Genomic DNA, 17,391 nt, shown 5'->3' with positions numbered 1-17,391 from the left:
CGCAGGATCGATCAGGCCGCCGGCTTTTCTTCTTCCCTGGCTTCTTCGTCGGTCTTGGCCGACGCCTTGATGAACCACTGCGCGCCCCAGATGCCGAGCTCGTAGAGCAGGCACATGGGCACGGCCAGCGCCAGCTGGGAGATCACATCCGGCGGCGTCACGACCGCCGCGATGACGAAGGCCACGACGATGAAGTAGCCCCGGAACTCCTTGAGCTTCTGCACCGTCACCATGTTCATCTTGACCAGCAACACCACGACAATGGGCACCTGGAACGCCAGGCCAAAGGCGAGGTACAGCGACAGAATGGCCTCCACGTATGAGGCGATATCGGGCGTGGCGGCCACGCTCGCCGGCGTGAACTTCTGGATGAAGCCGAACATCTTGTCCAGCACGAAGAACTGTACGAACGCGATGCCGATGTAAGCCAGCAAGCTGCCCAGCACGATCAGGGGCACGGCGAAGCGCTTCTCGTGGCTGTACAGGCCGGGCGCCACGAAGGCCCAGACCTGGTACATCCACCAGGGCAGGGACAGCAGCAGCGCCGCCATGGCCAGTACCTTGATCGGCACGAAGAAGGGCGAGAACACGCCCACGGCGATCAGCTTGGCGTCGGGCGGCATGTGAGCCCGGATCGGCACCGCGATCAGGTCGATCAGACCGCTGGGACCGGGCCAGATGGCCAACAGGGCCATGCAGATGGCCAGGCCGATGATGCCGTACAGAAGCCGGTCGCGCAGCTCCATCAGGTGCTGGACAAACGGCTGCTCGGAACCGGCGAGTTCGTCGGTGGAATCTTTGGGATCGGACATCAACGGGGAGCGGAAGAGGAGCGGGGCCGGAACCGGGCCACGCGGGCCGCACCCGACTGGGTGCGGGTGCGCACGCCGGTGCGGGCCTTGAACCACTGGGGCATCGCCTTCTGCTTCAGGCGCCAGTTCTTCTTGGGGTGTTTGTAAACCGGTGGTGTTTGGAGTGAGTTGTCGGAACCATAGATGGTGGACGTGCCATCCAGACCAGCGGTCGCGTCCGACCACGATTTCTCGAAATCGTTGGCACCGCTCTGCACCGAGGCCTCCACGTCGCGCGCCGCCTCGGTCACCGAGTCCTTCATCTTCTTGAGCTCTTCGAGCTCCATGGAGCGGCTGACCTCGGCCTTGACGTCGGACACATAACGCTGCGCCTTGCCCAGCAGCGCGCCCACCGTGCGGGCGACGCGAGGCAGCTTTTCGGGGCCGATGACGATCAACGCCACCGCCCCGATGAGAGCGAGCTTGGAAATGCCCAGATCAATCATGTGTCAGCCATCCTGCGGGCAATGTGGGGCGGGAGGTCCGCCCGGAAACGGTGCTGCCCAGGGTATTCAAACCCATCGCGGGCAGCATGAGCATCAGCTTTTGTGCTTGGCTTCGACGTCGATCGTGTTCTTGTCGGTGCGGGTGTCCTGTGTCACCTGCCCAGCGGGGGCAGCCGCCGCGTTGTCGGCGGGAGTCTGGCCGCCTTCCTTGATGCCGTCCTTGAAGCCCTTGACCGCACCGCCCAGATCGGAACCGATGTTCTTGAGCTTCTTGGTGCCGAACACCATCACCACGATCAGCAGCACGATCAACCAGTGCCAGATGGAAAACGAACCCATGAGTTACTCCAGATAGGGAAATAGGGAAGCGAGAGCCGCTATGCGTGGGATTCTAAGCCCCGGTGGGAGTTCAGCCGCCCTCTCGGCGCAATACCAGGGCCCGCCGGACGGCACTTATCCACGCAACCAGGGCCGGGGACCACCCATCACGTGCACGTGAAGGTGGTGCACCTCCTGCCCACCTTCCGCACCGTTGTTGCACACGATGCGAAATCCGCCTTCGGGGTATGGATTGCAACCCTGCTCCAGCGCCAGGCGCGGGGCCAGGGTCATGATGCGGCCCATCAGCCGCTCGTGCTCGGGGCCCAGCTGGGACATGGACGGGATGTGTGCCTTTGGCACCATGAGGAAATGCACCGGTGCCCAGGGGTGGATGTCGTGAAAGACATAGATGTCTTCGTCTTCATAGACCTTTTTCGACGGGATCTGGCCGGCAATGATCTTGCAGAAGATGCAATTCGGGTCGTGAGCGCTCATGGGATCGGAGGGTGTTAGTCGGGCATGGCCTGACTGGCGTTCATGCGCACCATGCCCTTGACGATGCGGTAGAGGAACCAGATGGAGATCAGGCACCAGGCAATCCAGCCGGGCGCCAGGAACAGCAGCCACAGCGGCAGGGTCACCAAGTACAGCACGGCGGCCCAGATGACGGTGCGGATGCGCCAGGAGAAATGGCTCGCTTGCCAGGTGCCCTCGGCATCGCTTTTTTTCACGAGGTCGACGATCAAGGCAATGATGAGCAACACCGGGCTGGCCTGCGCGCCGGGCAACACCGCCGCCACGGCCACGATCAGGTGCAAGAGGTAGCTGACCCAGCCCACCGTCTTGAGAGACTGGGCCTTCTCGCTGTCGACCGCCTTGACGTCAATGATGTCGCTCATCACAAGCTCCTTTCAGCCAGCTTCCGGACCGGCTGCAGCCTCTCGCTGCAGCACTTTGCGCATCGCCTTTTCCTCCAGACCGCTCAGGCCCTCGCGGCGCACCAGTTCGGCCACCACGTCGGCCGGGCTCAGGTTGTAGTGCGCCAGCGCGATCATGCTGTGGAACCAAAGGTCGGCGATTTCGTTGATCAGCTTCTGGGGGTCGCCACCATGGTCGGCGTCCTTGGCCGCCATCACCGCCTCGGTGGCCTCTTCGCCGATTTTTTTCAGGAAGGTATCGGGCCCCTTGTGCAACAGGCGGGCCACGTAGCTTTTTTCGGGATCGCCCCCGTTGGCCGGTTTGCGGCTTTCGATCACGGCGGCCAAACGCGCCAGGTCATCGGTGGTGGACATGTCGGTTCACTTGTAGATCGATTCAGGGTCTTTGAGCACGGGCTCGACAGCGTGCCAATGGCCGCCCTCGAAGCGCTGGAAGAAGCAGCTGTGGCGGCCGGTGTGGCAGGCAATGCCGGGTTCGTGCCCCAGCTGCGTGACCTTGAGCAACACCACGTCGTTGTCGCAGTCCAGGCGGATGTCGTGCACACTCTGCACATGGCCCGATTCCTCCCCTTTGAACCACAGCCGTTCGCGTGAGCGGCTGTAATAGACCGCACGGCCCAGTTCGACCGTCTTCTGCAGCGCCTCGCGGTTCATCCAGGCGAACATCAACACGTCGCCCGAGGCGGCTTCCTGCGCGATCACAGGCACCAGGCCTTGCGCGTCCCACTTCACTTCGTCGAGCCAGTTCATGGCAGGAATCTACCATGGGGCCCGGGCTTGGCGCCCCTGGCGGCCGGAATGCCGTTAGGATGGTCCAGGCACCGGTCCGAGGCACACCGCCCTACCCCCCACCACGACAAGGAACACCATGAAACTCCGCACCCTGCTCCTGGTCCTCTTCATTCTGTTCATCGCGGGCTTCGTGGCCCTGAACTTCGAACAGATCCTGCAACCCACCGCGCTCAATTTCGGTTTCACCCAGGTGCAAGCGCCCATGGGCCTGGTGTTGCTGGGCATGCTGGCCCTGGTGCTCGTGGTGTTTCTGGCCGCGCTGGTGTACTACCAGACGCTGCACCTGATGGAGGTGCGCCGCATCACCCGCGAGGCGGCCGACCAGCGCCTGCTGGCCGACAAGGCCGAAGCTTCGCGCTTCACCGAGCTGCGGCAATACCTGCAGACCGAACTGCAGGCCACCACGGCACGCGAACAGGCGTTGTCGGAGAAGGTGCACACCAAGCTGGACCAGGTCCAGGCGGCCTTGACCCAGGTGATCGAGCAGACGGGCAATGGTCTGAGTGCGAGCGTGGGCGAACTGGAAGACCGGCTGGAGCGCCAGCTCCCACCCCGCCACAGCGGCGACCACCTCTGAAGAAACGCCTCAGCGCCGGACCGGGATGCCGCGTTCGGCCATGCGCGCCTTGGCCTGCGCCACGGTGAACTCGCCGTAGTGGAAGATGCTGGCGGCCAGCACGGCATCCGCCCCACCCTGTTGCACGCCATCGGCCAGGTGGTCAAGGTTGCCCACGCCCCCCGAAGCGATCACCGGCACGCTCACCGCGTCGGCCACCGCGCGGGTCAGTGCCAGATCGAAGCCGGACTTGGTGCCATCGCGGTCCATGCTGGTGAGCAGGATCTCACCGGCACCGAAGTCAGCCATCTTCGAGGCCCAGGCCACGGCGTCCAGGCCGGTGTTCTTGCGCCCACCGTGGCTGTAGACGTCCCAGCCTTCGCCGCGCTGGGTCAGGTCGTCGCCCTGGCGGCGCTTGGCATCGATCGCCACCACGATGCACTGCGCACCGTACTTGTCCGATGCGTCGCGGATCACCTGCGGGTTGGCGATCGCAGCCGAGTTGAAGCTGGTCTTGTCGGCGCCGGCATTGAGCAGGCGGCGGACGTCTTCCACCGTGCGCACGCCACCACCCACCGTGAGCGGAATGAAGACCTGCGAAGCGACGGCCTCGATGATGTGCAGGATCAGGTCCCGGCCATCGGAGGTGGCGGTGATGTCCAGGAAGGTGAGTTCGTCGGCACCTTGCTCGTTGTAGCGCGCGGCGATCTCCACCGGGTCGCCCGCATCTCGCAATTCCACGAAGTTGACGCCCTTGACGACACGGCCGCCGGTGACGTCCAGGCAGGGAATGATGCGCTTGGCGAGCATGTCAGGCCGCGGCGCAGGGCCGTCCCAAGCAAGGCCGCGCCCCCTTGGGGGGCAGCGAATACACGAAGTGATGAGCGTGGGGGCGGTTCATGTCATCCGTTCAGGTCGTCGGCAAGCTGCTGCGCGGCCTCGAAGTCGAGGTCGCCGCTGTAGATCGAGCGGCCACAGATCACACCTTCGACGCCTTCGTCTTCCACGGCACACAGCGCACGGATGTCTTCCAGGTTGGACAGGCCTCCCGAGGCGATCACGGGAATCGACAGCGCTTGCGCCAGCTTGACGGTGGCCTCGATGTTGATGCCCGAGAGCATGCCGTCGCGGCCGATGTCGGTGTAGATGATCCCTTCGACGCCGTAGTCCTCGAACTTCTTGCCCAGGTCCACCACCTCGTGGCCGGTGAGCTTGCTCCAGCCGTCGGTGGCGACCTTGCCGTCCTTGGCGTCCAGGCCCACGATGATGTGGCCGCCGAACGCCGTGCAGGCGTCCTGCAGGAAGCCCGGGTTCTTCACCGCCGCCGTGCCGATGATCACGTAGCGCAGGCCGGCGTCCAGGTAACGCTCGATGGTGTCGAGGTCGCGGATGCCTCCACCGAGCTGCACGTCCACTTCCGAGCCCACCTCCTTGAGAATGGCGCGGATCGCCTGCTCGTTCTTGGGCTTGCCGGCAAAGGCACCGTTGAGGTCCACCAGGTGCACGCGGCGCGCACCCTTGTTGACCCAGCTGCGAGCGATGGCCGCCGGGTCTTCGCCGAACACCGTGGATTGGTCCATGTCGCCCTGTTTGAGGCGAACGCACTGGCCGTCTTTCAGATCAATGGCAGGAATCAGCAGCATGATGGTGTGGGTGAAGGGCGGATGGACTCAGGGATTCCAGGACAGGAAATTGCGGTAGAGCGCCAGCCCCTGATCGGCGCTTTTTTCCGGGTGAAACTGGGTGGCAAAAATATTATCGCGGGCAATGGCCGCCGCAAAGCGCCCGCCGTAGTCCGCTTCACCCACGCAGTGCACCGCCTGGGCAGGCCGGGCGTAGAAGCTGTGCACGAAATAGAAATAGGCGCCCTCGGCGATGCCTGACCATAGCGGGTGGGCCGGACCCCGGCCCAGTTCGTGGAACACCGGGTTCCACCCCATCTGGGGCACCTTGAAACGGCTGCCATCGGCCTGCAAACGCCCTTCCAGCTGGAAACGCACGACTTCGCCGGGGATCAGGCCCAGACCGTCGGTGGGTCCTTCCTCGCTGCGATCCAGCAACATCTGCATGCCGACGCAGACGCCGAACAGGGGCTTGTGGGCGGCGGCATGCAGCACGGCCTCCAGCAAACCGGACGCGGCAAGCTCACGCATGCAATCGCCCATGTGGCCCTGGCCGGGCAGCACCACGCGATCGGCGTCCAGCACCTCCTGGGCATGGGCCGTGACACGCACCTCCACGTCCTGCGCGCGCGCCACGTGTTGCACCGCCTGCGATACCGAGCGCAGGTTCCCGCTGCCGTAGTCCACCACGGCGACCGTCTTGCGTTTCATCGGGGTGAAGAACTCAGAGCGAGCCTTTGGTCGAGGGAACCACGTCGCCCATGCGCGGGTCGCGCTCCAGGGCCATGCGCAGGGCACGGGCGAAAGCCTTGAACACGGTTTCAGCCTGGTGGTGCGCGTTTTCGCCGTGCAGGTTGTCGATGTGCAGGGTCACGCCGGCGTGGTTGACGAAGCCCTGGAAGAATTCGAAGGCGAGCTGCGTGTCGAAGCCACCGACCATGCCGCTCTTGAATGGCACGCGCATGTGCAGGCCCGGGCGGCCCGAGAAGTCGATCACGACGCGCGACAGGGCCTCGTCCAGCGGCACGTAGGCGTGGCCGTAGCGGCGGATGCCCTTCTTGTCGCCCACGGCCTGCGCAAAGGCCTGGCCGAGCGTGATGCCCACGTCTTCCACCGTGTGGTGGCCGTCGATGTGCAGGTCGCCCTTGGCTTGCACATCGAGGTCGATCAACCCATGGCGGGCGATCTGATCCAGCATGTGGTCGAAGAAACCGATGCCGGTGGACAGGCTGGCCTGTCCCGTGCCGTCGAGGTTGATGCGCACGCCGATCTGCGTCTCCGAGGTGTTGCGTTGCACTTGGGCCACGCGGTCGGACACGGCGGGGGCGGGAGGCGTCTGGGTCATAGGGCGGTCTGGAGGGCTCGGATCAGCAGGGCGTTTTCCGACGGTGTACCCACCGTCAGGCGCAGACAATGGGTCAGCAAAGGATGCATTCTAGAAACATTCTTCACCAGAATCCCCTGGGCCTTGAGCGCATCGAAGCTGCGTTGTGCATCGGGCACACGCACCAGCACCATGTTGGCCTCGCTCGGGAAGGGTGTGACGCCCGGCATGGCCGCCAGCGCGTCGATCAGCAAAGCGCGCTGTTCGCGGATCTGCGCGGCCTGGTCGGCGAACACCTCGGCGTGCTCCAGCGCGAACAGGGCGCACTCGGCGTTGAGCACGCTCACGTTGTACGGCGGGCGCAGTTTGTCGATCTCGTGGACCAGCGCCTGCGCACCCACCATGTAGCCGATGCGCACGCCAGCCAGGCCGAACTTGGAGAGGGTGCGCATGAGCAGCACGTGCGCATGGGCGGACGGCTGGGCGCGGATCTCGTCCAGCCAACTGTGGCTGGAGAACGGCTGGTAGGCCTCATCCATCACCACCAGGCCGCCGAAACCGGCCGCCTCGGCGATCAGGCGACGGATGGTGCCCGCGCTCCAGAGGTTGGCGGTGGGGTTGTTGGGGTAGGCGATGTAGGTGATGGCCGGCTTGTGCTCGCGCATCGCGGCCAGCATGGCCGGCTCGTCGAGTTCGAAATCGACCGTGAGCGGCACGCCCACGAACTTCAACCCCTGCAGCTGGGCGCTCATGGCGTACATGACGAAGCCCGGCAGGGGGGCCAGGATGGTGGCGCCCGGCAGGTCGCAGCCCATGGCCAGCAGCGAAATCAGCTCGTCCGAGCCATTGCCCAGCATCAGGCCGCAGCCCGCAGGCAGGTCCACGTGACGGGCCAGCGCCTGCTTGAGTTCGTCGATGCGGGCGCCGGGGTAGCGATGGATGGCCACCGCGCCCAGGCGCGCGCCCAACTCGGCCTGCAGGGCGGGCGGCAGGGCGAACGGGTTCTCCATCGCATCGAGCTTGACCATGCCGGTCGAGTCCTGGATGGCGTAGGCGTGCATGGACTGCACGTCCTGGCGGATCGTGTTCAAAGGATTCTGGCTCATGAGGCACCCCGCATCGGCGGCACGTCCTGGAGCCGCATTTCGGCCGCGCGCGCATGCGCCTGCAGGCCCTCGCCATAGGCCATTTCGGCCGCGATGGCGCCCAGGCTCTGCGCGCCGGCCTGGCTCACCTCGATCAGGCTGCTGCGCTTCTGGAAGTCGTACACGCCCAAAGGCGAGGAAAACCGCGCGGTGCCGCTGGTGGGCAGCACATGGTTGGGGCCGGCGCAGTAGTCGCCCAGGCTTTCGCTGGTGTACGCGCCGAGGAAGATGGCACCCGCGTGCCGCAGCAGCGGCTCCCAGCGGTGCGGCTCGCTGCTGGACACCTCCAGGTGCTCGGGCGCGATGCGGTTGCTGATCGCGCAAGCCTCTTCCATGTCGCGGGTGTGGATCAGCGCTCCCCGGTCGTTCAGGCTCTTGGCAATGATGGCCGCGCGCGGCATGCCCGGCAGCAGGCGGTCGATCTCGCGCTGCACCGCGTCAATGTAGGCGGCGTCCGGGCACAGCAGGATGCTCTGGGCCAGCTCGTCGTGCTCGGCCTGGCTGAAGAGGTCCATCGCGACCCACTCGGCCGGCGTGCTGCCGTCGGCCAGCACCAGGATTTCGCTCGGGCCGGCGATCATGTCGATGCCCACGGTGCCGAACACGCGCTTCTTGGCGCTGGCCACGTAGGCGTTGCCGGGGCCGGTGATCTTGTCGACCTTGGGCACGGTGGCCGTGCCGTAGGCCAGCGCGGCCACGGCCTGCGCACCGCCGATGGTGAAGGCGCGCGTGACGCCGGCCACGTAGGCCGCCGCGAGCACCAGGTCGTTGCGCTCGCCGCGCGCCGAGGTGCCCGCACCGCTGCCGCCGGTGGCCACACTGCCCCGCACGGGCGTGGGCACCACCATGATGATTTCCTGCACGCCCGCCACGTGCGCGGGCACGGCGTTCATGATCAGGCTGGACGGATAGGCCGCCTTGCCGCCGGGCACGTAGATGCCCACGCGGTCCAGTGGCGTGACCTTCTGGCCCAGCAGCGTGCCGTCCTCGTCGCGGTAGCTCCAGCTTTCGCCGCCGGCCTTTTTCTGCGCCTCGTGGTAGCTGCGCACGCGGCGGGTAGCGGCCTGCAAGGCCTCGCGCTGGGCCGAGGGCAGGCCATCGAACGCGGCCTTGAAGTCGGCTTGCGTCAGCTCCAGGTCGGCCATGCCGCCCGCCGTCAGGCCGTCGAAGCGCGCGGTGTATTCCAGCACCGCCGCATCGCCGCGCTCGCGCACGTCGGCCAGGATGTCGGCCACGCGCTGCTCGATCGCCCCGTCGGTCTCGGCCGACCAATGCAGGCGGGCCGCGAACTGCGCCTCGAAATCTGCGGCGGTGGTGGACAGTCGGGCGGGGCGGGCAGAGAGGCTCATGAGGAGACGGGATCCTTTTCGATGGCTTGCGCGAAGGCGTCGATGATGGGGCGGATGGCCGCCTGCTTGAGCTTGAGCGAGGCCTGGTTGACCACCAGGCGAGCGCTGATGTCCATGATGCGTTCGACCTCGACCAGGTGGTTGGCCTTGAGCGTGTTGCCGGTGGAGACCAGGTCGACGATGGCATCGGCCAGGCCAGTCAGCGGTGCCAGCTCCATGCTGCCGTAGAGCTTGATCAGGTCCACGTGCACGCCCTTGCCCGCGAAGAACTCGCGCGCGATGGCGGTGTATTTGGTGGCGACCTTCAGGCGCGAGCCCTGGCGCACGGCCGAGGCGTAGTCGAAGTCGGCGCGCACCGCCACGCTCACGCGGCAGCGCGAGATGTGGAGGTCCAGCGGCTGGTACAGGCCCTGGCCACCGTGTTCGATCAGTGTGTCCTTGCCGGTCACGCCGATGTCGGCACCGCCATATTCCACATAGGTGGGCACATCGGTCGCGCGCACCAGCACCACGCGCACCTCGGGGTTGCTGGTCGGCAGGATGAGCTTGCGCGACTTCTCGGGGTCTTCCAGCACCTCGATGCCCGCCGCCTTGAGCAGCGGCAGGGTCTCGTCGAAGATGCGGCCTTTGGAGAGGGCGAGGGTGATCATTTGATGCGTTCGATGTCCGCGCCGATGCCGCGCAGTTTGGCTTCCATCTGGTCGTAGCCCCGATCCAGGTGGTAGATGCGGTCGACGATGGTTTCACCGTCGGCCACCAGGCCGGCGATCACCAGGCTGGCCGAAGCGCGCAGGTCGGTGGCCATCACGGTGGCGCCCGACAGGCGCGGGATGCCCTCGATGATCGCCACCTTGCCATCGGTCTGGATGCGCGCGCCCAACCGCACCAGCTCGTTGACGTGCATGAAGCGGTTTTCGAAGATGGTCTCGGTCACCTTGCTCGCGCCGTCGGCGATGCAGTTGAGCGTCATGAACTGGGCCTGCATGTCGGTCGGAAAGCCGGGGTACTCGGTGGTGCGGAAGCTCTGCGCCTTCAGGCGACCGGAGGCGCGCACGCGGATGAAGTCGCCACGCGCGTCCTTGCCGGCCTCGATCTGGGCCCCTGCCTCACGCAGCTTGTCGATCACGGCGTCGAGGTGGTCGGCGCGGCCATGGCGCAGCACCACGTCGCCACCTGCGGCGGCCACGGCACACAGGAAAGTGCCGGTCTCGATGCGGTCGGCCACCACCTGGTGCGTGCAGCCCTGCAGGCGGTCCACGCCCTGCACGTGGATGCGGCTGGTGCCGTGGCCTTCGATCTTCGCGCCCATGGCGATCAGCATTTCCGCCAGGTCACCGATCTCTGGCTCCTGGGCCGCGTTCTCCAGCACCGTCTCACCCTGGGCGAGCGCGGCGGCCATGAGGAAGTTCTCGGTGCCGGTGACGGTCACCATGTCGGTGGCGATGCGCGCGCCGTGCAGGCGTGTCTTGCCCGCAGGCAGCTTCGCGACCATGTAGCCGTGCTCGACCACGATCTCCGCGCCCATGGCCTGCATGCCCTTGATGTGCTGGTCCACTGGCCGGGAGCCGATGGCACAGCCGCCGGGCAGCGACACGCGGGCGTGGCCAAAGCGCGCCAGCAGCGGGCCGAGCACCAGCACCGACGCGCGCATGGTCTTGACCAGCTCGTACGGTGCCTCGGCCTTGATCGGGTCGGCCGCCTGCAGGGTGATGCCGCTGCGGTCTTCCCGGGTCTGCGTCCGCACACCCATGTTGTCGAGCAGCTTGCGCATGGTGACCACGTCCTGCAGGCGCGGCAGGTTGTTCAGCGTCACCGGCTCGGACGTGAGCAGTGCGGCGCACAGCTCGGGCAGCGCGGCGTTCTTGGCGCCGGAGATGGTCACCTCACCCTTCAGGGTGCGGCCGCCGTTGATTCGCAGTTTGTCCATGGGGCGCGTCAGTTACGGGGTTGGGTGGCCCATTCGGCGGGCGTGAAGGTCTTCATCGACAGGGCATGCACCTCGTCGGTCTGGATGCGTCCGCCCAGCGTGCCGTAGACGGCCTGGTGGCGCTTGATCAGCCGCTGGCCCTCGAACGCGGGCGAGACGATCACCGCCGCCCAGTGGCGGCCGTCACCGGTGACTTCGAGGTGCTCGCAGGGCAGGCCGGCGGCGATGAGGGATTGCAGTTCTTCAGCGGTCATGGGGTTTCGTCAGTGCCGGATCTTGTAGCCGGTCTTGAGCAGGTGCAGCGCGATTGCGCTCACCACGGCCAGCGCGCTGCCCACCAGGGCCAGGCTGATCCAGGGTGACACGTCGCTCACCCCGAAGAAGCCATAGCGGAAGCCGTCGATCATGTAGAAGAACGGGTTGAGGTGGCTCACGCGCTGCCAGAAAGCGGGCAGGGAATGGATGGAGTAGAACACGCCCGAGAGGAAGGTCATGGGCATGATGATGAAGTTCTGGAACGCGGCCATCTGGTCGAATTTCTCGGCCCAGAGCCCGGCAATCAGCCCCAGGGTGCCCAGCAGCGCCGCACCCATGAAGCCGAAGGCCAGGATCCACAGCGGCGCCACCATCGAGGGCTGCGCGAACCACCAGGTGACCAGCATCACGCCCAGGCCCACGGCCAGACCACGCACAACGGACGAACCCACATAAGCCACGAACCAGGCGCGGTGCGACAGCGGCGTGAGCAGCAGGAACACCAGGTTGCCCATGATCTTGCTCTGGATCAGCGAGGACGAGCTGTTGGCAAAGGCGTTTTGCAGCACGCTCATCATCACCAGGCCGGGCAGCAGGAAGGCGGTGTAGCTCACCGAGTCGTAGACCTGCACCCGGTCTTCGAGCACGTGGCCGAAGATCATGAGGTAGAGGATGGCCGTGATGACGGGCGCGGCCACGGTCTGGAAGCCGACCTTCCAGAAGCGCAGCACTTCCTTGTAGAACAGGGTCTGCCAGCCGGTCATGCTGCAACCTCCGCCGGCGCGGCGGCGCGCGGTTGCGCGCCGGTGAGGTCCAGGAACACGTCTTCCAGGTCGGCCTTGCGGATCTCGATGTCCTCAGGCGACACACCCACCTCGCGCAGGCGCGCCAGGATGCGCTCGACCGCCAGCGCGTCGTTGGCCGGCAACTGCACCACGCGGCCGGTGATGCGGGCCTGCACAGCGAGGTCGATCGGCAGGGCCGCGTCGGTCTTGAAGCGCAGCACGTTGGAGGCCGCGCGCGCCAGCAGCGCGGAGGTGGATTCGAGCGCCACCACCCTGCCCTGCTTGAGCATGGCGATGCGGCCGCACAGGGCCTCGGCCTCTTCCAGGTAGTGCGTGGTCAGCAGCACCGTGCTGCCCAGGCGCTTGTTGAGGTCCGAGACGAACTGCCAAAGGGTCTGGCGCAGCTCCACGTCCACGCCAGCGGTGGGCTCATCGAGCACGATCACCGGCGGCTTGTGCACCAGCGCCTGCGCGATCAGCACTCGGCGTTTCATGCCGCCCGAGAGCTGGCGCATGTTGGCCGTGGCCTTGTCGGCCAGGCCCAGGCCTTCGAGCAGTTCGTCGATCCAGGCGTCGTTGCGCTGGATGCCGAAGTAACCGGACTGGATGCGCAAGGCCTCGCGCACGTTGAAGAAGGGGTCGAACACCAGTTCCTGCGGCACCACGCCGAGCTGGCGGCGAGCGGTGGCGTAGTCGGCCTGCACGTCGGCACCGTGCACCAGCACGCGGCCCGAAGTGGCGCGCGCCAAGCCCGCGAGCACGCTGATGAGGGTGGTCTTGCCCGCACCGTTGGGGCCGAGCAGGCCGAAGAACTCGCCGGGCTCGATGTCGAAGGACACCGACTGCAGCGCGTGCAGGTCGCCGCGCGGGGTCGAGTAGGTTTTGGATACTTGCTGGAAGGAGACGGCTGGCATGCGCGGGCGGGACCCATGGGTCACCGGCCACGGGGCAGGACATCTGGCGCCCGCCGGTGAACCGGGTATTTTATGCGCCCCCCTCCCACCGCGCTGGCGAGGGGTCGCTTGCCAGCACCTATCAGGCCGCGAGCAACTCGTGCACGCCGTAGAGCGAGGCGAGGTCTTCCAGCCGGCGGGGCCAGCCGCTGACCTGCAAGGCCTTGCCCTGGGTCAACAGGCGCCGGCGCAGCTCCAGCAACACGGACAGCGCCGAAGAGTCGAACACCTGGAGCGAGCCGGCGTTGACCACCACCGTGGCCTCCGACTGGCCGGCCAGTTCGCCGCCGAGGCGGGCCAGGGTCTGGTCCGCTTCGGCCAGCGTCAGCCGCTCGGGCAATTCAAGGCTGGCCATGGGTCAGCTGGCCTTGGGGGCCGCACCGTTCTTGTTGCGCTGCGCCAGCGAAGCGATCAGGCCGTCGATGCCCTTGCTGCTGATTTCCTGGGCAAACTGGGTGCGGTAGGTTTCGACCAGCCAGACGCCGAGCACGTTCAGGTCATAGATCTTCCAGCCGCTGGGCGTCTTTTCCATGCGGTAGTCAAGCTGGATCGGATCGCCCTTGCCCCGCACCTCGGAACGCACCACCACCTCGGTGTCCTCGGGCTTGGAGCGCATCGGGCGGAAGCTCAGGGTCTGGTCCCGGACCTCACCCAACGCGCCCGAATAGGTGCGCACCAGCAGGGTCTTGAACTCGTCCTGCAGCTGCTTCTGCTGCTCGGGCGTGGCTTGGCGCCAGTAGCGGCCCACCACAGAGGCGGTCATGCGCGAGAAATTCACGTTGGGCATGATCTTGCTGTCCACCAGCGCGATGATGCGGTTCACGTCACCTGCCTGGATGGCCGGGTCGGCCTTGATGGTGGCCAGCACCTCGGCGGACAGGCGTTTGACCATGGCGTCCGGCGCCTCGTCCTGAGCCAGCGCGGGAAGCGATACGACACCCGCTGCGGCAGACATCAACAGGGCGGCGAGCCAGGAGCGGCGTTTCATCATGTGGTTCCTTTCGAGGCCAGGCGGCCTTGCTGCAGACACCGCAGCGTAGTTCATCCGAGGGCCCGGATTGTGAAGCGGTTCCCCCTCAATCGTTGCGATTCGTATCCGTGTGGTGCTCTTTACCGCTCACCGTCACCCAGCCCGATGCCTTTATCAATCAGGTCGTCGATCTGGTTTTGCCGGCGGTTGAGGTAGAAATCGCGCATGAAGCTGTATTTGTCCAGTGCGGCGTCGTCCAGCAGGGTGCCGGCGCGCAGCAGCCCGGCGCGGGTGTCGACCACGCGCAGCGCCATCAGGGAGTTGCGCGTGGGCACATGGTCCACCCCCGTCACGGGGTCGCCGACCACGTCCACGATCAAGCCCGTACCATCGCGCACCGATGAGGGCCCCAGGAGCGGCAGCACCAGGTAAGGGCCCGATGGCGCGCCCCAGCGACCCATGGTCTGGCCAAAATCCAGGCGCGTGCGGGGGATGCCCATTTCACTGGCGATGTCGAGCAGGCCGGCCAGGCCGAACACCGTGTTCACGCTGAAACGCATGAGGTTTTCGGTCGCCTCGCGCGGGCGCAGTTGCAGACCGGCATTCACCGAGGACCAGAGGTCGCCCAGGTTGCCGAAGAAGTTGCCCACGCCGGTGCGCACCGGGCTGGGCGTGACCTTCTGGTAGGCGGTGGCGACGGGCTTGAGCACCGCCGTGTCCACGGCATCGTTGAACTGGTAGACGCCACGGTTGAACGGTTCGAGTGGATCGCGCGGGTTGGCGTCCGGGCCCGTGGCGCAGCCCGCGATCACTGAAAACGTCAGCGCCAGCGTGGCGCCTTTGCAGACCGCCCCGATGGGGCTGTGGAGGTGCGTCATGTTGTGGGTTCCCCTGGGTTGTGCACCCGGCTGTTGTTTTTGCGACAGCCTGTATTTTCGGCGCCACTGGAATGCCTTCGTGAGGGGCGTTGCAAAGCCCCCACAGCGCTATTTCGCCGTTTCGGCGTCCTTGTTGCTGCCATCGGCGGCACGGCTGAAGAGAAACTGGCTGATCAGGTTCTCCAGGACGATGGCCGATTGCGTCTGGGTCACCACGTCGCCGTCGGCGAAGTTGCGCTCGTCGCCACCCGGTTCGATGCCGATGTACTGCTCGCCGAGCAGGCCACTGGTGAGGATCTTGAGCGAGCTGTCCTTGGGGAAGGCGTAGCGCGATTGCAGCTCCAGCCGGATGTTGGCCTGGAAAGTCTTGTCATCAAAGGTGATGGACTCGACACGACCGACCAGCACGCCGGCGCTGCGCACGGCCGCCTTGGGCTTGAGGCCGCCGATGTTGTCGAAGCGGCCGACCACGTGGTAGGTCTTCTCGAAATTCAGGCTGAGCAAGTTGGCCGACTGCAGCGCGAGAAACAGGATGGCGGCCGCGCCGATCAGCACGAACAGCCCCACCCAGACGTCATTTTTGGAAGTTTGCATGTCCGTCCACTCCAATCAGATGCTGAACATCATGGCGGTGAGGACGAAGTCCAGCGCCAGCACGCTCAGCGAAGCCACCACCACGGTGCGGGTGGTGGCGCGAGAAACCCCTTCGGGCGTGGGATGCGCGTCGAAGCCCTGCAGCAGGGCCACGAACGTGACGGCGAAGCCGAACACCACGCTCTTGATGATGCCGTTGCCCACGTCGGCCCAGACGTCCACCCCGCCTTGCATCTGGCTCCAGAAGGCGCCGCCGTCCAGGCCGATGAGCAGCACGCCTACCACCCAGCCGCCCACGATGCCCACGGCGCTGAACACCGCGGCGAGCAAGGGCATGGTGATGACGCCCGCCACGAAACGCGGCGCCAGCACGCGGCGCACCGGGTCCACGGCCATCATTTCCATGGCGCTGAGCTGCTCGCCGGCCTTCATGAGGCCGATCTCGGCCGTGAGCGAGGTGCCGGCACGGCCCGCGAACAGCAGGGCCGTGACCACCGGGCCGAGCTCGCGCATGAGCGAGAGCGCCACCAGCAGGCCCAGCGCCTCGGTGGCGCCGTAGCGCTGCAGCGTGTAGTAACCCTGCAGGCTGAGCACGAAGCCGACGAAAAGGCCGGAGACGCTGATGATGGCCAGCGAGTGGTTGCCCAGGAAATGGATCTGGTCGCGCACCAGCGAGGGGCGGCGCAGCGCGGCCCCCATCAACCACACCAGGCGGCCGAACAGGCGGGTGCCATGGCCGATGCCGGCGAGCCGCAGGCGCACCGCACGGCCCACGCGGGCGGGATGCAGGGCGTTCATGGGCGTGCTCCCTGGCGGGTGGGGCCGAAATCTTCCAGGAGTTCCGGGCCCGGGTGGTGGAAACGCACCGGCCCGTCGGGCAGGGCGTTGACGAACTGGTGCACCAGCGGGTCCTGGCTGTGCCGCACTTCCTCCGGCGTGCCCTGGGCGGCGATCTTGCCGTTGGCCAGCACGATCACCTGGTCGGCGATGTGGAAGGTTTCGTCCAGATCGTGCGAGACCACGATGCTGGTCAGGCCCATGGCATCGTTGAGCTGGCGGATCAGGCGCGCGGCGGTGCCCAGCGAAATCGGATCCAGGCCGGCGAAGGGCTCGTCGTACATCACGAGTTCGGGGTCCAGCGCGATCGCGCGCGCCAGCGCCACGCGCCGGGCCATGCCGCCGGAGAGCTCGCTGGGCATGAGGTCGCGCGCGCCGCGCAGGCCGACCGCGTTGAGCTTCATCAGCACGATGTCGCGCACCATGGCTTCGGGCAGTTGCGTGTGCTCGCGCAGCGGGAAGGCCACGTTGTCGAACACGCTCATGTCGGTGAACAAGGCACCGAACTGGAACAGCATGCCCATGCGCCGACGCGCTTCGTACAGCGCCTTCGGGCCCATGGTGGTGACGTCCTGTCCGTCGAACAGGGTCTGGCCGGACTGGCCGCGGATCTGACCACCGATCAACTTCAGCACCGTGGTCTTGCCGCCGCCGGACGCACCCATGAGCGCCGTGACCTTGCCACGCGGCACGGTCAGCGAGATGTTGTCGAGGATGGCGCGCTCGCCGTAACCGAAGGTCAGGTTGCGCAGTTCGACCAGAGGGGAGGTGGAGTCGGTGGGCATCAAACAAAAACCGGGCAGTTCAGCGCCCGGTTTTTGGATGATACGGGATTCAGGGGTAAACCC

The 17,391-nt window shown here is 66.3% G+C and carries 25 protein-coding genes; 1 reads left to right on the top strand and 24 read right to left on the bottom strand.

Annotated elements, in window-relative coordinates; translation table 11 throughout:
• Window positions 1–11 precede the first annotated feature (11 nt).
• The 7 genes from tatC to hisI all read right to left on the bottom strand — a co-directional run bounded on the left by tatC (window position 12) and on the right by hisI (window position 3,315).
• Entirely contained in the window at window positions 12–812 is an 801-nt protein-coding gene (gene tatC, locus ACODTB_RS08040) for a twin-arginine translocase subunit TatC (RefSeq protein WP_291121410.1), read from the bottom strand.
• Window positions 812–1,297 (bottom strand): Sec-independent protein translocase protein TatB, encoded by a 486-nt coding sequence (gene tatB / locus ACODTB_RS08035; protein WP_291121408.1) that lies wholly within the window; start codon window positions 1,295–1,297, stop codon window positions 812–814. The genes tatC and tatB overlap by 1 nt, the downstream gene beginning before the upstream one ends.
• A 93-nt stretch (window positions 1,298–1,390) precedes the next feature.
• Window positions 1,391–1,636: a Sec-independent protein translocase subunit TatA gene (tatA, locus tag ACODTB_RS08030; protein ID WP_291121406.1), complete on the bottom strand. Its 246-nt coding sequence runs from the start codon at window positions 1,634–1,636 to the stop codon at window positions 1,391–1,393.
• Window positions 1,637–1,750: 114 nt separating this feature from the next.
• On the bottom strand, window positions 1,751–2,113 hold the full coding sequence (locus ACODTB_RS08025) for a histidine triad nucleotide-binding protein (RefSeq protein WP_291121404.1): 363 nt from the start codon (window positions 2,111–2,113) through the stop codon (window positions 1,751–1,753).
• A 14-nt stretch (window positions 2,114–2,127) separates the two neighbouring features.
• Window positions 2,128–2,517: a DUF4870 family protein gene (locus ACODTB_RS08020; RefSeq protein WP_291121402.1), complete on the bottom strand. Its 390-nt coding sequence runs from the start codon at window positions 2,515–2,517 to the stop codon at window positions 2,128–2,130.
• Window positions 2,518–2,529: 12 nt separating this feature from the next.
• Complete coding sequence (locus ACODTB_RS08015) at window positions 2,530–2,910, bottom strand: phosphoribosyl-ATP diphosphatase (RefSeq protein ID WP_291121400.1); 381 nt, start codon at window positions 2,908–2,910, stop codon at window positions 2,530–2,532.
• Window positions 2,911–2,916: 6 nt separating this feature from the next.
• A complete protein-coding gene (hisI, locus tag ACODTB_RS08010; RefSeq protein ID WP_291121459.1) occupies window positions 2,917–3,315 on the bottom strand; it encodes a phosphoribosyl-AMP cyclohydrolase in 399 nt (132 codons plus the stop codon).
• A gap of 109 nt (window positions 3,316–3,424) precedes the next feature.
• Here hisI and ACODTB_RS08005 point away from each other — a divergent pair, with 109 nt between their 5' ends.
• Entirely contained in the window at window positions 3,425–3,925 is a 501-nt protein-coding gene (locus ACODTB_RS08005) for a LapA family protein (RefSeq protein WP_291121398.1), read from the top strand.
• A gap of 9 nt (window positions 3,926–3,934) precedes the next feature.
• Here ACODTB_RS08005 and hisF read toward each other — a convergent pair whose 3' ends face one another.
• From hisF to ACODTB_RS07920, 17 genes are all read right to left on the bottom strand, one after another.
• On the bottom strand, window positions 3,935–4,714 hold the full coding sequence (gene hisF / locus ACODTB_RS08000; RefSeq protein WP_291121396.1) for an imidazole glycerol phosphate synthase subunit HisF: 780 nt from the start codon (window positions 4,712–4,714) through the stop codon (window positions 3,935–3,937).
• Between the two features lie 92 nt (window positions 4,715–4,806).
• Window positions 4,807–5,547, bottom strand: coding sequence for a 1-(5-phosphoribosyl)-5-[(5-phosphoribosylamino)methylideneamino]imidazole-4-carboxamide isomerase (gene hisA, locus ACODTB_RS07995; protein WP_291121393.1), 741 nt, complete (start codon window positions 5,545–5,547; stop codon window positions 4,807–4,809).
• Between the two features lie 27 nt (window positions 5,548–5,574).
• Window positions 5,575–6,237 (bottom strand): imidazole glycerol phosphate synthase subunit HisH, encoded by a 663-nt coding sequence (gene hisH / locus ACODTB_RS07990; protein ID WP_291121391.1) that lies wholly within the window; start codon window positions 6,235–6,237, stop codon window positions 5,575–5,577.
• A 13-nt stretch (window positions 6,238–6,250) separates the two neighbouring features.
• A complete protein-coding gene (gene hisB / locus ACODTB_RS07985; RefSeq protein ID WP_488929236.1) occupies window positions 6,251–6,871 on the bottom strand; it encodes an imidazoleglycerol-phosphate dehydratase HisB in 621 nt (206 codons plus the stop codon).
• Window positions 6,868–7,956, bottom strand: coding sequence for a histidinol-phosphate transaminase (gene hisC, locus ACODTB_RS07980; protein WP_291118466.1), 1,089 nt, complete (start codon window positions 7,954–7,956; stop codon window positions 6,868–6,870). Before hisC ends, hisB begins: the two co-directional genes overlap by 4 nt.
• A complete protein-coding gene (hisD, locus tag ACODTB_RS07975) occupies window positions 7,953–9,344 on the bottom strand; it encodes a histidinol dehydrogenase (RefSeq protein ID WP_291118469.1) in 1,392 nt (463 codons plus the stop codon). Before hisD ends, hisC begins: the two co-directional genes overlap by 4 nt.
• Entirely contained in the window at window positions 9,341–9,994 is a 654-nt protein-coding gene (hisG, locus tag ACODTB_RS07970; protein WP_291118472.1) for an ATP phosphoribosyltransferase, read from the bottom strand. The genes hisD and hisG overlap by 4 nt, the downstream gene beginning before the upstream one ends.
• Window positions 9,991–11,271: a UDP-N-acetylglucosamine 1-carboxyvinyltransferase gene (gene murA, locus ACODTB_RS07965; RefSeq protein WP_291118475.1), complete on the bottom strand. Its 1,281-nt coding sequence runs from the start codon at window positions 11,269–11,271 to the stop codon at window positions 9,991–9,993. Before murA ends, hisG begins: the two co-directional genes overlap by 4 nt.
• An 8-nt stretch (window positions 11,272–11,279) precedes the next feature.
• Entirely contained in the window at window positions 11,280–11,525 is a 246-nt protein-coding gene (locus ACODTB_RS07960; protein WP_291118478.1) for a BolA family protein, read from the bottom strand.
• A 9-nt stretch (window positions 11,526–11,534) separates the two neighbouring features.
• Window positions 11,535–12,290: an ABC transporter permease gene (locus ACODTB_RS07955; RefSeq protein WP_291118481.1), complete on the bottom strand. Its 756-nt coding sequence runs from the start codon at window positions 12,288–12,290 to the stop codon at window positions 11,535–11,537.
• Window positions 12,287–13,225 carry an ABC transporter ATP-binding protein gene (locus ACODTB_RS07950; protein ID WP_291118484.1) on the bottom strand — a complete coding sequence of 313 codons (939 nt, stop codon included), beginning with the start codon at window positions 13,223–13,225 and terminating at the stop codon, window positions 12,287–12,289. The genes ACODTB_RS07955 and ACODTB_RS07950 overlap by 4 nt, the downstream gene beginning before the upstream one ends.
• A 121-nt stretch (window positions 13,226–13,346) precedes the next feature.
• On the bottom strand, window positions 13,347–13,619 hold the full coding sequence (locus ACODTB_RS07945; RefSeq protein ID WP_291118487.1) for an STAS domain-containing protein: 273 nt from the start codon (window positions 13,617–13,619) through the stop codon (window positions 13,347–13,349).
• A 3-nt stretch (window positions 13,620–13,622) separates the two neighbouring features.
• Window positions 13,623–14,252: an MlaC/ttg2D family ABC transporter substrate-binding protein gene (locus ACODTB_RS07940; RefSeq protein WP_291118490.1), complete on the bottom strand. Its 630-nt coding sequence runs from the start codon at window positions 14,250–14,252 to the stop codon at window positions 13,623–13,625.
• Window positions 14,253–14,374: 122 nt separating this feature from the next.
• A complete protein-coding gene (locus tag ACODTB_RS07935; RefSeq protein ID WP_291118493.1) occupies window positions 14,375–15,112 on the bottom strand; it encodes an MlaA family lipoprotein in 738 nt (245 codons plus the stop codon).
• A 108-nt stretch (window positions 15,113–15,220) separates the two neighbouring features.
• The gene (gene mlaD, locus ACODTB_RS07930; RefSeq protein ID WP_291118495.1) at window positions 15,221–15,706 is read right to left on the bottom strand and encodes an outer membrane lipid asymmetry maintenance protein MlaD; all 486 of its coding nucleotides are present in this window, start codon (window positions 15,704–15,706) and stop codon (window positions 15,221–15,223) included.
• A gap of 15 nt (window positions 15,707–15,721) precedes the next feature.
• Complete coding sequence (gene mlaE / locus ACODTB_RS07925) at window positions 15,722–16,504, bottom strand: lipid asymmetry maintenance ABC transporter permease subunit MlaE (protein ID WP_291118498.1); 783 nt, start codon at window positions 16,502–16,504, stop codon at window positions 15,722–15,724.
• Window positions 16,501–17,328, bottom strand: coding sequence for an ABC transporter ATP-binding protein (locus tag ACODTB_RS07920; RefSeq protein ID WP_291118501.1), 828 nt, complete (start codon window positions 17,326–17,328; stop codon window positions 16,501–16,503). Before ACODTB_RS07920 ends, mlaE begins: the two co-directional genes overlap by 4 nt.
• Window positions 17,329–17,391 lie beyond the last annotated feature (63 nt).

Source organism: Hydrogenophaga sp. FG152 (genome assembly GCF_057809615.1).
The sequence above is the reverse complement of the archived record's forward strand: the minus strand, read 5'-3'. Positions and strand labels throughout refer to the sequence as shown.